Below are 14,529 nucleotides of genomic sequence, written 5' to 3' on the forward strand. Positions count from 1 at the left end.
CAAATGTAGGAAAACAGTATTAAAGCTGTGAGAAAAATGGATCCATGGTGCCGTTTTGGGGCAAACTCCCTGGTTTTCAACAGTTCGACAAGGCTGCCACATGTCCTCTCCGTCTTCGGTTGATGAGCAACGGTTTCGCAAACTCCTGAGTCGCAACGTCAGTTTGCCGTTGGGCGTCGGCGTCATCAGTGCCGTGTTCTTCATTTCATTGATCACCTATTTGTTGTCTGTGATCCAGTGGGTGGAGCACACCGACCGGGTGATCAATAACGCCAACGAAGCGGTGAAACTCACCGTGGATCTGGAAACCGGCATGCGCGGGTATCTGCTCAGCGGCGACGAGCATTTCCTCGATCCGTACGAAACGGCCAAGCCACGCATCGCCGTGGCACTGAATACCTTGCTTGAGCTGACTGCCGACAATCCGGCGCAGACCGATCGCCTGCGTCGACTTCAGGCGCTGCAGACCGAGTGGGCGACCTATGCGCAGTCGATGATCGATCTGCAACGCGCCAGCGGTGATTACAAGTCGGCGGTCAAAGCGGGGAAGGGCAAGCGCCTGACCGATGAAATACGTAAACAGTTCGAAGATGTGATTGAGACCGAACAGTTGCTGCGCGCCTCCCGCAACGAAGACGTTCGCCGCACCACGGTCTGGAGCATCAGCCTTTATCTGCTGTTCGTGGCGGGCATCAGCGGTCTGTTGGCCTATGTCGGTCGCCGCGATCTGCTCAACCTGTCGCAAAGCTATGGCGCGACCCTGGCGGCGCAAGAGGCCAGTGCAAAGCGTCTGGAACAGCAAGCCTGGTTGCGCAACGGCCAGACTCAGCTCGCCGAGCAAGTGCTGGGGCAACTGACGGTCAATCTGCTGGGGCGCAATATCCTGCAATTCTGCGCTCAGTACCTCGGCACCGCCGTGGCCGCGCTGTATGTGCGCGAGGAGCATGGCGGCCTCAAACGCGTGGCGACTTACGGTTTCTCCCGCGAACAGGAACAACAGGATCAGTTGATTTACAGCGATGAAGGCCTCGTCGGGCAGGTCGCCCAGCAGGCTCGGCTGATCCGTCTCGACTCGGTGCCATCCGATTACTTCAAGGTCAGCTCCGGTCTGGGCGAAGGCCTGCCGCACAGTGTGCTGGTGGTGCCGACCAGTGATGACGACCGGGTCAACGGCGTGATCGAACTCGGGTTCCTGCGTCCGCTCACCGACCGTGATGTGGCGCTGCTGGAACTGATCGCCGGCAATATCGGCACCTCCATCGAAGCCGCGCGCTATCGCCAGCGCTTGCAGGAAGTGCTGGCCGAAACCCAGCAACTCAACGAAGAGTTGCAGGTGCAGCAGGAAGAGCTGAAAACCGCCAACGAAGAGTTGGAGGAGCAATCGCGGATTCTCAAGGAATCCCAGGCGCATCTGGAAACCCAGCAAGTCGAGCTGGAACAGACCAACGAGCAACTGGCCGAACAGGCCCAGACCCTGGCCGAGCAGCGCGACGCCATGGACCAGAAGAACACCGAGCTCAATCTGGCCCAGGTGCAGCTCGAAGAGCGCGCCGAAGAGTTGCAGCGCTCGAGCAAGTACAAGTCTGAATTCCTCGCCAACATGTCCCACGAGCTGCGCACGCCGCTGAACAGTTCGCTGATTCTGGCCAAGCTGCTGGCAGAAAACCCGCAGGACAATCTCAGCGCCGAGCAGGTCAAGTTTGCCGAGTCGATCTACTCTGCCGGCAACGATCTGCTCAACCTGATCAACGACATTCTCGACATCTCCAAGGTGGAAGCCGGCAAACTCGAGGTGATGCCGGAAAACACCAGCGTGGCGCGCCTGGCCGACGGCCTGCGCAGCGTGTTCGAACCGCTGGCCGCGGACAAGAAACTGACGTTCACCGTCGAGTTGCAGCCCGATGCGCCCATCACCTTGTTTACCGACCGCCAGCGTCTGGAGCAGGTGATCAAGAACCTGCTGTCCAACGCCGTGAAATTCACCGAACAGGGCACGGTCAGCCTGACCATCGCCGGCCAGCCGGACGATCACATTGCCTTTATCGTGCGCGATTCGGGGATCGGGATCGCAGCGGATCAACAGGAAAGCATTTTCGAGGCCTTCCGTCAGGCTGACGGCACCACCAACCGCAAATACGGCGGCACCGGATTGGGTCTGTCGATTTCCAGGGATCTGGCGACGCTGCTGGGTGGTTCGATCAGCGTCACCAGTGCGCCGGGGCAGGGCAGTGTCTTCACCCTGGTGTTGCCGCAACAATACCGCGAGCCGGGCGACGCGCCGGTCGCGCCGCTGACGTTCAGCCCGCCCGCTGCCGCTCCGGTCACTGCACCCGCCGTGACGGTTTCGCCGCTGGCCTCTGTCGACATTCCACGTTTCAACGATGACCGCAATAAAGCGCCGTTTGATACCCGCTGCATTCTGGTGGTGGAAGACGAGCCGAATTTCGCCCACATCCTCTATGACCTGGCCCATGAACTGGGCTATCAATGCCTGGTTGCCCACGGTGCCGACGAAGGTTATGACCTGGCCAAAGAGTTCGTGCCGGACGCGATCCTGCTGGACATGCGCCTGCCGGATCACTCGGGCCTGACCGTCCTGCAGCGTCTGAAAGAACACGCCGAGACCCGGCACATCCCGGTGCACGTAATTTCCGTGGAAGACCGCGTCGAAGCGGCCATGCACATGGGCGCCATCGGTTACGCGGTCAAGCCGACCACTCGCGAAGAGCTCAAGGACGTGTTTGCCCGTCTCGAAGCCAAGCTCACGCAGAAGGTCAAACGTGTGCTGCTGGTGGAGGACGACGATCTGCAGCGGGAAAGCATTGCCCGCCTGATCGGCGACGATGACATCGAAATCACCGCCGTCGGCCTGGCGCAGGACGCGCTGGAACTGCTGCGCACGACGATCTTCGATTGCATGGTCATCGATCTGAAGCTGCCGGACATGCTTGGCAACGATCTGCTCAAGCGCATGTCCACCGAGGACATCTGCTCGTTCCCGCCGGTCATTGTCTACACAGGGCGCAATCTGACCCGCGACGAAGAAGCCGAACTACGCAAGTATTCGCGTTCGATCATCATCAAGGGCGCACGCTCGCCGGAACGTCTGCTGGACGAGGTCACACTCTTTCTGCACAAAGTCGAATCACAGTTGTCCCATGAACGGCAGAAGATGCTCAAGACCGCCCGCAGCCGCGACAAGGTCTTCGAAGGACGCAAGGTGCTGCTGGTGGACGACGATGTACGCAACATATTCGCCCTGACCAGCGCGCTGGAAACCAAGGGTGCCGTTGTGGTGATCGGCCGTAACGGCCGCGAAGCGATTGAAAAACTGAATGAAGTCGAGGACATCGACCTGGTGCTGATGGACGTGATGATGCCGGAGATGGATGGTTTTGAAGCCACTATCGAAATCCGCAAGGATCCGCGCTGGCGCAAGCTGCCGATCATCGCGGTGACGGCCAAGGCCATGAAGGACGATCAGGAGCGCTGCCTGCAGGCGGGCGCCAATGATTACCTGGCCAAGCCTATCGACCTGGATCGTCTGTTCTCGCTGATTCGCGTGTGGTTACCCAAGATGGAACGCATTTAGTGGAACGTAGTAATTCCGTTGAGCGGAACAGTGAAATCGAACTGCGGTTGCTGATCGAAGCGATTTATCTCAAGTACAGCTACGATTTTCGCGATTACTCCGGCGCCTCGATCAAGCGCCGTGTGCAACATGCGTTGAGCCAGTTCGAGTGCGCGACCATCTCGGCCTTGCAGGAGAAAGTCCTGCATGACCCGACGGCGTTCATGCAGTTGCTGCAATTGCTGACGATCCCGGTCAGCGAGATGTTCCGCGATCCATCGCACTTCCTGGCAATCCGTCAGGAAGTGGTGCCGCTGCTCAAGACTTATCCGTCGATCAAGATCTGGATCGCCGGTTGCAGTACCGGCGAGGAGGTCTACTCGATGGCGATTCTGCTGCGCGAGGAGGGGCTGCTCGATCGCACGATCATTTACGCCACCGACATCAACCCGCGCTCGCTGGACAAGGCCAAGCAAGGGATCTTTTCGATGGAAAACGTGCGCGCCTACACCGCCAACTATCAGCAGGCAGGCGGCCAGCGTTCGTTCGCCGACTACTACACTGCGGCCTATGGCTACGCGATTTTCGACAAGAGCCTGTGTGAGAACGTAACGTTCGCCGATCACAGCCTGGCGACCGATAGCGTATTCTCCGAAACTCAATTAATTTCATGTCGTAACGTATTGATTTACTTCAATAAAAAGCTTCAGGATCGAGCTTTCGGGTTGTTCCATGAATCGTTGTGTCACCGTGGATTCCTGGTGCTGGGCAGCAAGGAAACCCTCGACTTCTCAGGCTATGCCAACCAGTTCGAACCCCTGGTGAAACAAGAACGGATCTACCGCAAATCATGAACAGTGCCGCGGATTTGCCTCGGGTCGAGGCGATTGTGGTCGGAGCTTCCGCCGGTGGCGTCGAGGCGTTGCTGACCTTGCTTGGTTCGCTGCGGGCCGGGTTCGGGCTGCCGATCATCATTGTGCTGCATCTGCCGGAAGAGCGTCGCAGCCAGCTCGTCGAGGTATTCGCCCGGCGGCTGGCGCTGCCGGTCGCTGAAGCCATCGACAAACAGGACATCATGCCCGGCACCGTGTATTTCGCCACGCCGGGTTATCACCTGTCGGTGGAGCAGGATCGCAGCCTGTCGCTGAGCCTTGAAGACCGTTTGCATCATTCGCGGCCTTCGATCGATTTCCTGTTCGAATCCGCCGCTGATGCCTACGGGCCGGCGCTGGCCGCCGTGCTGCTGACCGGCGCTAACCACGATGGCGCGCGAGGCCTGGCCCAGGTCAAACGCCGGGGCGGCCTGACCGTCGTGCAGGATCCGGATGACGCACAGGTCGATACCATGCCTCGCGCGGCACTGAAAACGCATCAACCGGATTACATACTTCCCATACACGGCATCGGCCGTCTGCTTGTCGAGCTGGAACGAATCGCATGCTGAGTAATATCCAGGCAAAACTGCTGATCGTCGACGATCTGCCCGAGAACCTGCTGGCCCTCGAAGCGCTGATCAAACGTGAGGATCGCACCGTCTACAAAGCTTTGTCGGCGGACGAAGCACTGTCGCTGCTGCTGCAACACGAATTCGCCATGGCCATTCTTGACGTGCAAATGCCCGGCATGAACGGCTTTGAACTGGCCGAATTGATGCGCGGTACCGAGAAAACCAAGAACATTCCAATCATCTTCGTCAGCGCCGCTGGCCGCGAACTCAATTACGCGTTCAAAGGCTACGAAAGCGGGGCAGTGGACTTCCTGCACAAGCCGCTGGACATCCATGCGGTAAAAAGCAAGGTGAACGTGTTTGTCGATCTGTACCGCCAGAGCAAGGCGATGAAGCAACAGGTCGAAGCGCTGGAGCAGAGCCGTCGCGAACAGGAAGCGCTGTTGCAGCAACTGCAAAGCACCCAGGGCGAACTGGAGCAGGCGGTACGCATGCGTGACGATTTCATGTCGATCGTCGCCCACGAAGTGCGCACGCCGCTCAACGGTCTTATCCTCGAAACCCAACTGCGCAAGATGCACTTGGCCCGGGACAACGCTGCCGCGTTCACCCTCGACAAGATGCACGCGATGGTTGACCGCGACGAGCGCCAGATCAAAAGCCTGATCCGCCTGATCGAGGACATGCTCGACGTGTCGCGGATCCGCACCGGCAAGCTGTCGATCCGACCGACTCGTTTCGATCTCGCGCAGCTGGTGAGCAACTTGCTGCAAAACTTTGCGCAACAGATCGAGGCGGCGGAAACCACCGTTTCCTTCGAAGCGGAGAGTCCGGTCGAAGGCTGCTGGGACGAGTTTCGCATCGAACAGGTGATTTCCAACCTGCTGACCAATGCCTTGCGTTATGGCGCTAGAAGCCCGATTCAGGTGCGCGTCTATCGCCAAGGCAACCACGCACGGGTCGAGGTTCAGGATCACGGAATCGGCATCAGCGAGGAAAATCAGAAACGCATTTTTCAACAGTTCGAACGGGTTTCCGCCAAGACAGTGGTGGCCGGCCTCGGACTGGGTCTGTTCATCTCCGAACAGATCGTCGCCGCCCATGGCGGCTTCATCGTCGTCGAAAGCAAGATCAACGAGGGCGCCCTGTTTCGCGTTTGTCTGCCGCTCCAGGAAAACGGCGAAACAAACGCAACCTCTGAGTGACCGCACGGTCGTATCAGCAGCTATTGACCGAACAAAGGCTTCCCATGAGCGTAGATGCACAAGATGTAGTACTCGTCGTCGAGGACGAACCGGTGATCCTGATGGTGCTGACAGACTATCTGTCAGGGCAGGGCTATCGCGTATTGCAGGCCGAGAACGGCGAGCAGGCGTTCGAGATTCTGGCGAGCAAGCCGCATCTGGACATGTTGATTACTGATTTCCGCTTGCCTGGCGGAATCTCCGGCGTGCAGATCGCCGAGCCCGCCGTCAAATTGCGTCCTGATCTGAAGGTGATCTTCATCAGCGGCTATCCGCAGGAAATCCGCGAGACCGGCAGCCCTATCACACGCCGGGCGCCGATCCTGGAAAAACCGTTCGATCTGGATGTGTTGCAAGAGAAGATTCAGGAACTGCTGGCCTGAGTCGTGAACCGCCTCAGCTCTTGATCATTTCCCGCACCTTCGCCGTCAACAGATCGAAGGTGAACGGCTTGGTGATCATCTGCATCCCGGAGTCGAGGAACCCGCCGCGTACAGCGGCGTGTTCGGCGTAACCGGTAATGAATAGAACCTTCAGGTCGGGCCGGTATTGCCGGCCGATTTCCGCCAGTTGCCGGCCGTTCATGCCTGGCAGGCCAACGTCGCTGATCAGCAGATCGATGCGCTGCGGCGAGTCAAGAATGGGAACTGCGACGTCAGCATCGCTGGCTTCGAAAAACCGGTAACCCAGCTCACTCAAGACCGCACTGACCAGCACCCGCACCGCCGGGTCGTCTTCAACGATCAATACGGTTTCGCCTTCCACGGCGTCGGGGGCCTGTTCAATGTCCAGCGGCTCATGCGGCAATGTCTCGCCTTTGAACCGTGGCAGATAAAGTTTGACCGTGGTGCCCTTATCAATCTCGCTCTCGATCGAGACATGACCACCGGATTGTTTGCTGAAGCCATAGATCATCGATAAGCCGAGCCCCGTGCCCTGGCCGATCGGCTTGGTGGTGAAAAACGGATCGAACGCCCGGTTGATGACGTTTTCCGGCATGCCGCAGCCGTTATCGCTCACGCTCAATACGACGTAATCGCCGGGCTCCAGATTAGTGTAAGCGGCAGTAAAGTCGCGCCCCAGCACCTGATTACCGGTCTCGACCACCAGATGGCCGCCGTTGGGCATCGCGTCGCGGGCGTTGATTACCAGATTGAGCAGGGCGCTTTCCAGTTGATTGGGGTCAGCCTCGGCTACCCATAGCTCCTGGTGCAGGCGCATTTCCAGATGAATGCTTTCGTTGAGGCTGCGTTGCAGCAACTCGCCCATCGATTGCACCAGATCGTTCATTTTTACGGCTTTGGAGTCCAGCGACTGGCGTCGGGAGAAAGCCAGCAGGCGATGAGTCAGGCCGGCGGCACGGTTGGCCGAGGTCACGCCGAGATCGATCAGGCTGTCGAGATCCTCCGTCCGGCCACGCGCCAGTCGACGGCGGATCAACTCGAGGCTGCCGATGATGCCGGTCAGCATGTTATTGAAGTCATGGGCGATACCGCCGGTCAATTGCCCGACCGCTTCCATTTTCTGCGACTGGCGCAGCGCTTCCTCGTTGTGCCGCAGCTGGGCGGTGCGTTCTTCGACTTGTTGCTCAAGGGTTTCCAGGGTCGATTGCAGGCGTCGTTCGCTTTCGCTCAGATCGATCAGGCGGTCGCGGGCTTCGTACTGTCGTCGTCGACCGCGAAGGGCGGTGGAGATCAGGCTGACCAGGGTCACCGGATGGAAAGGACGTTCAAGAAACGTCACGTTGCCCAGCAATTTGCTCAACTGCGACGAGGGTCCCTGTTGGGATCCTCCGTGGTGGGTCAACAACACAATCGGCAGATCCGACCAGGCGGGCTGTTGATCCAGATACGCCAGCAGGGTTTCCAGATCCGGGCCCAGCAAGGCTTCGGACGCAATCAACAGCAACCCGGCACCGGGTTCGAGTTCGGTGCAAAGCGTTCTGAGGTCGGGAGTGATCAGGCCACCGTAGCCCGCTTCGTTGAGGATCATCAGCGCAACCTGACTGTCGCGCCCGAGGGGGGCGAGGATCAACGCCCGTTCCGACAGTGGTACGGTGACTGTCACAAGAAATCGTCCTTAAGCAGCGGATTGCTCGCGCCGAGGTAGGTCGGTACGCCGCGCAGCACCCCCTGAAAGGCTTCCAGTGGTTCGCCGATGGTCATGCCTTTCGTGGAAATGCGGTATTCGCGAATGGTCGATTCATGGCTGCCGGTACGTTTCTTGATGATCGAGATGGCTCGGCGCACCTTGCCGATCGCTTCGAAGTAGCGCAGCAGAATTACGGTGTCGGCCAAATAGGTGATGTCCACCGGCGCCTGCATGTCGCCGACCAGACCGTGTTGGGCGACGGTCATGAAGGTCGCGGCGCCCTTGCGGTTCAAGTACAGCAATAGTTCGTGCATGTGCAGCACCAAGGCGTTTTCTTCCGGCATCGCGGCCTGATAACCGTTGATGCTGTCGATCACCACGGTCTTGATGTCTCTTTCATCGACGCAGCGCCGCACACGGTGGGAGAACTCGCCGGGGGACAGTTCGGCGGCGTCGACCTGTTCGATCAGCAGATTACCGGTGGCTCGCAGAGCCTTGAGGTCGATGCCGATGTTTTTCATGCGCTCGAACAACTGCTCCAGCTCTTCATCAAAGATGAACAGCGCGGCTTTTTCCCCGCGTGACACCGCTGCGGCCGCGAAGATCATCGAGATCAACGACTTGCCGGTGCCTGCCGGGCCCAGAATCAATGTGCTGGAGCCGGTTTCGATGCCGCCGCCCAAGAGCGCGTCCATCTCTTTTATGCCGCTGGACAGCTGCAGACGCGGGTAATCGCCCCGGTGCTCGGCCGCCACCAGACGCGGGAAAACATGCACGCCATCGCCCATGATGGTGAAGTCATGGTAGCCACCACGATATTTCTGGCCGCGATACTTGACCACCCTGACGCGTCGGCGTTCGGCGCCGTAGTTGGGTGTTAATTCCTCGAGCCGGATCACGCCGTGGGCAACGCTGTGCACGGTCTTGTCGAGGGATTCGGTGGTCAGGTCATCCAGTAGCAGCACCGTGGCGTCATAGCGCACGAAGTAATGCTTGATTGCCAGAATCTGTCGACGGTAGCGCAGGGAGCTTTGCGCGAGCAGGCGAATCTCTGAAAGGCTGTCGAGTACCACCCTGGTCGGCTTGAAGCGTTCGACCACCTCGAAAATCTGTTTGGTCGCCTCGCCCAGCTCCAGATCCGATGAATACAGGAGACTCTGCTGATGCTCGGCGTTGAGCAGGTTTTCCGGGGGAGTCAGCTCGAAAATTTCGATATTTTCGCCCAGCTCCCATCCGTGGGAGGCCGCGCCCTGACGCAGCTCATGCTCGGTTTCGGAGAGCGTAATGTACAAAGAGCGCTCACCGGCACGGGCGCCGGCCAGTAAAAAATGCAACGCGACCGTGGTTTTACCGGTTCCAGGCTCACCCTCCAGCAAGAAAACGTGACTGCGGGACAGGCCACCGGCGAGGATATCGTCCAGCCCTTCGATGCCGGTGGCGGCTTTTGCACTGATCAACGCGTTCGATGTAGACAAAAAATGCCCTCTCATGACTAGGGGAAACGAGGCAGCGGGCGCCGGACGCCGATTGGTACTGCTTGATTACTTGACCCTTTGCGGAGACTGCGGTTCCGAGTTTCTTGCCGGATGTGTCTGGAAGGCGGCTAGAGGCCTTGCTGCAACGAGGGATCGTCAGGGTTCATCTGCTCAAGCTGAGCCAACAGGATCTGCACATTCTGCAACTGACCGCTTTCTTTCCAGTAGTTGATCAGCAGCACCCGCGCCTTGCGGTCGGCAGGGTGACGCTGGACGATTTCCTGTAACTGCTTTTGCGCCGCTTCGAGTTCTTCGGCGCTATGCAGAGTGGTGGCGAGGTCGTAGCGGTAGTCCTTGTTGTCGGGCTCGAGCTCCACGGCTTTGGACAAACCGAGCAGGGCGTACTCGCGTTGATCGTGATGCAGCAGCCAGAGGCCCAGGGCATGTTGCAGATAAGCCGAATCGGGTTGGGCCTTCAATTGTCGGGCGAGCAACTGACGCGCGGCGTCGCTCTGGCCCTGGCGATCGAGTACTTCGATCTGCATCACCAACGCCGGCAGATTGCCGGGATCCAGGCGCAGGGTCTGCTCCAACGCTTGCTGCGCCTGTTTGAGCTCCGCATTGTGCAGATACAGGCGCGCCAGTTGGGCATAGTTGGCGGCGCTTTCCGGCTGGCTCTTGAGCGCCTCTTCCCACATGTCGATGCCTTGCTGCAACGGCGCGAAATACAGGCCCAGTTGATCCGGAGACAAACCGAGCAGGGCGTTGATTGCAGCAAAGCGTACGGTTTGATCCTCATCATCGAGCAACGGGCCCAACAGCAAACTGCGCTGACCGCCAGGCACCAGGCCCATCACGCTTTTGATTGCGGCCAGTCGAACGTCCGGCGATTCGTTTTGCAGATCGGCGTCCGCCAGTTTCAAGGCTTGCGGGCTCGGGTAGTTGGGCAGCTCGGCGTGCAGCCAGACACGCCGTTTGACCGACAGATCCGGGCGCCCCAGCTGTTGGTATAAAACCCGCGCAGCCCCCGGTTGACCGGCACGCGCGGCGGCCAGCGCTTCGCTGTAACCGTGTTTGATCGCTTCCGGCACAACGGGCGCAGTGCTGCGCAAAGACAGCCAGGCGACGATCAGGACCAGCGCAAGGCCGAGGCTGATGAGCAAATAGCGGCGAGACTGAGGCATGCGAATTTCCGAAACTTTCGTTTTGCAGCGGAGGTCGCAAGCTTCTGTCAGCTCGCGCCGTGAGTCAAACACTGTGCCTGATATGACCTACTACAAGTGCTGAAACGCCCTACGAGCTTTGTGGCTCCCGTAAACCATCAAATCCTTAATACAGTGACTACGCTTGCAGAAGTTGTTTCGACGAGGCTATCCATGCAGTCCCTGCTCATTTATTTCAAGGCGCTGATCCACCCCGGTCAGGCAGTGCTGCTGTTTGGTTTGCGTACCATCGTCGCCGGATTGCTGACCTTGTACCTGGCGTTTCTGTTCGATCTGGATCAACCGAAGTGGTCGATCATGGCCGTCGTTATCATCAGCCAGCCACTGGCCGGGATGGCGCTGGCACGCAGCTTCGGGCAAATCATCGGGACGACCCTTGGCGCGGTGGTGGCGGTGGTGCTGATGGCAATTTTTCCCCAGGCGCCGTTGCCGTTCATCACGACCCTGGCCTTATGGCTGGCGCTGTGCACGGCGGGCGGCACGCTACTGCGCTACACCAGTTCTCAGGCGTTCGTGCTTAGCGGATATACCGCTGTGGTAGTGGCGCTGCTGGCGATTCCGGATCAGGACGGCACCTTTTTGCTGGCGGTGACCCGGGTCACCGAAACCTTGTTGGCGGTAGCGTGCGTGTGCGTTGTCAGTCTGTTGACGGCGCGGCCCGAGGCGGTGTCGCGCAACTATTTTGCAAAGGTCGATCAGGTGATCAGGCTGGTTGCCAGCCATGCCGCCGCTGTACTTCGCACCGAAGAAAGCGAAGCGGACTTTCAGCGCCGGCAAATGCAGTTGTTGGGGGAAATCAGCGCCCTTGAAGGCCTGCGTCGGCATTTGTATTTCGACGCCCCGCGCTTGCGCAGTGCCAACAATCTGGTGCTGTTGCTGGGCAATCAACTGATGCTGCTGACCTCGCGCCTGACCGCGCTGCGTCATCAGCGGGAACTGCTCACCGAGCGTTGGGAGGGCGATCTGCCGCTGGAGATCCAGCAATTGCGTGCAGAAGAACTGGCACTGCTCGACCAGCTCGCACTGCAAGGGCGCTCATTGCCGGCAGAGGCGCGGCACCAGTTCGTCGCGCTGCAACAGCAGTTCGAAGGGCTCGCCTACAGGGCCGAACAACTGACTGAAGACATGAGTGCAACCCTGCGTTCGCTGGCGTGGGCACTGCGCTGGGAGCAGGCGCGGCTGTTGCAGCAGTTGGAGCAGATTCTCGAACTGAGCGACGCGATACAGGAAGGACGCGAAGCCAGTTGCATGTTTCGTGGCCAGTCCAGCCCCTTGCACCTGGATTTCACCCTCGCGACGATGAATGCCATTCGCGCCTTCAGCGCGTTGCTGGTGGCTGGGCTGATCTGGATCGAGACCGCTTGGGACGGCGCGCGGGGCGGGATGATTCTGGTGGGGATTCTGTGTTCGTTGATGGCGACATTTCCGCGTCCCTTGATCGCTGCACAGAGTTACGCCCGAGGATTGGGACTGGCCTTGGTCGTCTCGGCGTTCTATCAATTCATGCTGGTCCCGGCTATCAGTGATTTCGAAATGCTGGCCTTGCTGCTCGCGCCTCTGCTGTATGTGATCGCGGTCGGACTGGCCAACCCGGCCACCACCGGTATCGGCATGGGCCTGGGGCTGTCGAGTTTCCTGATGCTCGGGCCGCAGAACGTCGGCACCGGGCAGAACACCGCCATTCAATGGTTCGAATTTGCCGGAGCCTACGTGAGTGCGGCGATGCTGGCTCTGATTGTTTATGCCTGGATTTTCCCGTTCCGCCCGGCTCTGCGCATCCGGCGCTTTTACAACGAAGCGCGGGAGCAGGTCTACCAACTGACCAAGAGCCCGGCCACCGACGAACAACAATTCGCCTTCGAAAGCCGCATGGTTGATCGCCTGACCTCGATGCTGGGCGTGTTGCCGGCCGTCAACGAACGGGACATGCAGCGCCTGTATGAAATCAGCCTCGCCTGTGTAGCGCTGGGCGTGGCCATGCACCAGCTCAGGCAACAGGCGCAAAACAATGCTCTGCTTACGGACGATTTGCATAGGCAGCTGTCGACGGCATTGCGTCAGACCGGCCGTTTCGTCGCCGGCCGACCGGATGTACGCCTGACACCTTTACTGGCTACGCTGCATGCGCTCGGCGATGAACTGGATGCCTTGCATGTCGCCACCCATGAGCACTTGTGGTCGGTATTTCGCATGCGCGTGGCCCTGTTGATCGTGGTGTCGTTTCTGGAACGACATGGCGAGCATTTGCAGCCCGACCGATCTGAAGGAGAGCCCATCCTTGCCCATTGATTTCGAGATCGGCGGCGTTTACCTGCCGCCAATCGCTCAGGCCTTGTTGCTGGCCATACCGGTTTTTCTGCTGCTCGACTGGGGTTTGCGCCGGCTCGGCGTCCTGCGTTTTATCTGGCATGAGGCGCTGTTCGAAGGCGCCCTTTATGCCTGTGTGTGCGCCGCACTGATTCTGCTGATGGGAGCCTGAAACCTTGAAGACGTTGCTCACTCGATTGACGACATTGGCGGTGGTGCTGCTGGCCATCGTGCTCGGCTGGTTTGCCTGGGAACATTACACCCGGGCCCCGTGGACTCGGGATGCGCGGGTGAGGGCAGATGTGGTGACACTCTCGGCGGATGTCTCGGGCCGCATCGTCACGCTGGCGGTGCAGGACAACCAGTATGTCGTCAAGGGCCAGTTGCTGCTGGAAATCGATCCGGCTCGCTACAGTCTGGCCGTCGAGCATGCGAAACGCTCGGTGGAGGTCTCCAAGGCTACGCTTGGGCAGTCGCAAGCGGCCATTGTCGCCAGCGAGGCATTGCTCAAACAACGCCAGAGTGAAGAGCGCCGGCGACGTACGCTCAAGCAAGGGTTCGCGATTTCCGGGGAAGAGTGGGAGAAGTCCAGCACCGATGTGGCGGTGGCCCAGGCCGATCTGTTGCGCAATCAGGCCAATCTCGGTCTCGCCGAAGCCAACGTGCAACTGGCGATTGCTGCATTGACCCAGGCTGAACTGGATCTGCAACGCACCCGCGTCGAAGCACCGGTCAGTGGTTATGTCACCAATCTGCTGACCCGGCAGGGGGATTACGCGGTAGCCGGCAATGCCTTGCTGGCGCTGGTGGATAGCGACTCCTTTTACGTCAGTGGCTATTTCGAGGAAACCAAGCTGCCACGGATCGAGGAGGGCGACCGGGTGCGGATCGAATTGATGAGCGGGGAAAAATTCGGCGGCACCGTGCAAAGCATCGCCTTCGCCATTGCTGATCGGGAAAACGCGCCGGGCAGCCGATTGCTGGCCAACATCAACCCCAGCTACACCTGGGTGAAACTGGCGCAACGGGTGCCGGTGCGGATTGGCATCGATCCCGATTACGCGGGCAAGGACCGACTCAGAGCCGGTACCACCGCGACGGTCACGGTGCTGGAAAACCATGAAAGACAGAGACAAAAAAGCCCCGCGACCGAATGATACGCGGGGCAAAA

The 14,529-nt window shown here is 59.5% G+C and carries 11 protein-coding genes; 8 read left to right on the forward strand and 3 right to left on the reverse strand.

The window, feature by feature from the left end; all coding sequences use genetic code 11:
* The first annotated feature begins 100 nt into the window (after nucleotides 1-100).
* From PDR5_RS14240 to PDR5_RS14260, 5 genes are read left to right on the forward strand one after another with little or no spacing between them, the layout of a single operon-like run.
* The gene (locus PDR5_RS14240; protein ID WP_064596451.1) at nucleotides 101-3,592 is read left to right on the forward strand and encodes a response regulator; all 3,492 of its coding nucleotides are present in this window, start codon (nucleotides 101-103) and stop codon (nucleotides 3,590-3,592) included.
* Nucleotides 3,592-4,425 carry a CheR family methyltransferase gene (locus PDR5_RS14245; protein ID WP_064596454.1) on the forward strand — a complete coding sequence of 278 codons (834 nt, stop codon included), beginning with the start codon at nucleotides 3,592-3,594 and terminating at the stop codon, nucleotides 4,423-4,425. The genes PDR5_RS14240 and PDR5_RS14245 overlap by 1 nt, the downstream gene beginning before the upstream one ends.
* Entirely contained in the window at nucleotides 4,422-5,015 is a 594-nt protein-coding gene (locus tag PDR5_RS14250) for a chemotaxis protein CheB (RefSeq protein WP_064596456.1), read from the forward strand. The genes PDR5_RS14245 and PDR5_RS14250 overlap by 4 nt, the downstream gene beginning before the upstream one ends.
* Nucleotides 5,009-6,223, forward strand: coding sequence for a hybrid sensor histidine kinase/response regulator (locus tag PDR5_RS14255; protein WP_064596458.1), 1,215 nt, complete (start codon nucleotides 5,009-5,011; stop codon nucleotides 6,221-6,223). Before PDR5_RS14250 ends, PDR5_RS14255 begins: the two co-directional genes overlap by 7 nt.
* 44 nt (nucleotides 6,224-6,267) lie before the next feature.
* Entirely contained in the window at nucleotides 6,268-6,645 is a 378-nt protein-coding gene (locus PDR5_RS14260) for a response regulator (protein WP_007954537.1), read from the forward strand.
* A gap of 13 nt (nucleotides 6,646-6,658) precedes the next feature.
* Here the strand turns inward: PDR5_RS14260 and PDR5_RS14265 are convergent, their stop codons facing one another.
* The 3 genes from PDR5_RS14265 to PDR5_RS14275 form a co-directional block, all read right to left on the reverse strand.
* On the reverse strand, nucleotides 6,659-8,329 hold the full coding sequence (locus PDR5_RS14265; protein WP_064596460.1) for an ATP-binding protein: 1,671 nt from the start codon (nucleotides 8,327-8,329) through the stop codon (nucleotides 6,659-6,661).
* A complete protein-coding gene (locus tag PDR5_RS14270; RefSeq protein WP_064596462.1) occupies nucleotides 8,326-9,828 on the reverse strand; it encodes an ATPase domain-containing protein in 1,503 nt (500 codons plus the stop codon). Before PDR5_RS14270 ends, PDR5_RS14265 begins: the two co-directional genes overlap by 4 nt.
* 128 nt (nucleotides 9,829-9,956) lie before the next feature.
* Nucleotides 9,957-11,012, reverse strand: coding sequence for a tetratricopeptide repeat protein (locus PDR5_RS14275; RefSeq protein ID WP_064596464.1), 1,056 nt, complete (start codon nucleotides 11,010-11,012; stop codon nucleotides 9,957-9,959).
* Between the two features lie 192 nt (nucleotides 11,013-11,204).
* Between PDR5_RS14275 and PDR5_RS14280 the strand changes: the two genes are divergently transcribed.
* The 3 genes from PDR5_RS14280 to PDR5_RS14290 are packed head-to-tail and all read left to right on the forward strand — an operon-like array spanning nucleotide 11,205 to nucleotide 14,515.
* Entirely contained in the window at nucleotides 11,205-13,340 is a 2,136-nt protein-coding gene (locus tag PDR5_RS14280) for an FUSC family protein (RefSeq protein ID WP_064596466.1), read from the forward strand.
* Entirely contained in the window at nucleotides 13,330-13,530 is a 201-nt protein-coding gene (locus tag PDR5_RS14285; protein WP_064596468.1) for a DUF1656 domain-containing protein, read from the forward strand. The genes PDR5_RS14280 and PDR5_RS14285 overlap by 11 nt, the downstream gene beginning before the upstream one ends.
* 4 nt (nucleotides 13,531-13,534) lie before the next feature.
* Nucleotides 13,535-14,515 carry a biotin/lipoyl-binding protein gene (locus PDR5_RS14290; protein WP_064596470.1) on the forward strand — a complete coding sequence of 327 codons (981 nt, stop codon included), beginning with the start codon at nucleotides 13,535-13,537 and terminating at the stop codon, nucleotides 14,513-14,515.
* The last annotated feature ends 14 nt before the right edge of the window (nucleotides 14,516-14,529 follow it).

The sequence above is a fragment of the Pseudomonas sp. DR 5-09 genome (assembly GCF_001655595.1).
GTDB classification, from domain to species: domain Bacteria; phylum Pseudomonadota; class Gammaproteobacteria; order Pseudomonadales; family Pseudomonadaceae; genus Aquipseudomonas; species Aquipseudomonas pharyngis.

Coding starts and splice junctions, on each gene's coding strand:
- PDR5_RS14240 (WP_064596451.1), top strand. CDS start 101: ATGTCCTCTCCGTCTTCGGTTGATGAGCAACGGTTTCGCAAACTCCTG.
- PDR5_RS14250 (WP_064596456.1), top strand. CDS start 4,422: ATGAACAGTGCCGCGGATTTGCCTCGGGTCGAGGCGATTGTGGTCGGA.
- PDR5_RS14255 (WP_064596458.1), top strand. CDS start 5,009: ATGCTGAGTAATATCCAGGCAAAACTGCTGATCGTCGACGATCTGCCC.
- PDR5_RS14260 (WP_007954537.1), top strand. CDS start 6,268: ATGAGCGTAGATGCACAAGATGTAGTACTCGTCGTCGAGGACGAACCG.
- PDR5_RS14275 (WP_064596464.1), bottom strand. CDS start 11,012: ATGCCTCAGTCTCGCCGCTATTTGCTCATCAGCCTCGGCCTTGCGCTG.
- PDR5_RS14280 (WP_064596466.1), top strand. CDS start 11,205: ATGCAGTCCCTGCTCATTTATTTCAAGGCGCTGATCCACCCCGGTCAG.